Raw genomic sequence first — 367 nt, forward strand, 5'->3', positions numbered from 1 at the left:
ACCGAGGAGGGGTCCGAGTCATCGATCAGACCGTCTTCAGTGAACGGCGAGACACCGTCCTCGGCGCACGCGGACGGCGCTGAGGGGGCCGACTGGGAAGCGACCGACATCGACCTCGAAGTCGGGTCGACCTCCGGTCGCGACCGGTCGTCTCCGGACGTGGACCTGGTCGGCGATGTCCTCGACGAGGAACCCGACGAAGACGAAGACAGTCGAGGGCTGTTCGACGACCTGCTCTCCGGCGAGCCGATCTTCGAGAACAAGGAGGTCCTCCGCCCGTCGTACACACCCCACGAGCTCCCCCACCGGAACGACCAGATCAACCAGATGGCGACGATCCTCGTGTCCGCGCTGCGCGGCGAGACTC

General features: G+C 66.5%; 1 pseudogene. It reads left to right on the forward strand.

The window, feature by feature from the left end:
- Positions 1-108: 108 nt before the first annotated feature.
- A pseudogene (locus AN233_RS16980) lies at positions 109-367 on the forward strand (cell division control protein Cdc6); the annotation flags it as partial.

This window comes from Haloparvum sedimenti (genome assembly GCF_001462205.1).
Taxonomy (GTDB): Archaea; Halobacteriota; Halobacteria; order Halobacteriales; family Haloferacaceae; genus Haloparvum; species Haloparvum sedimenti.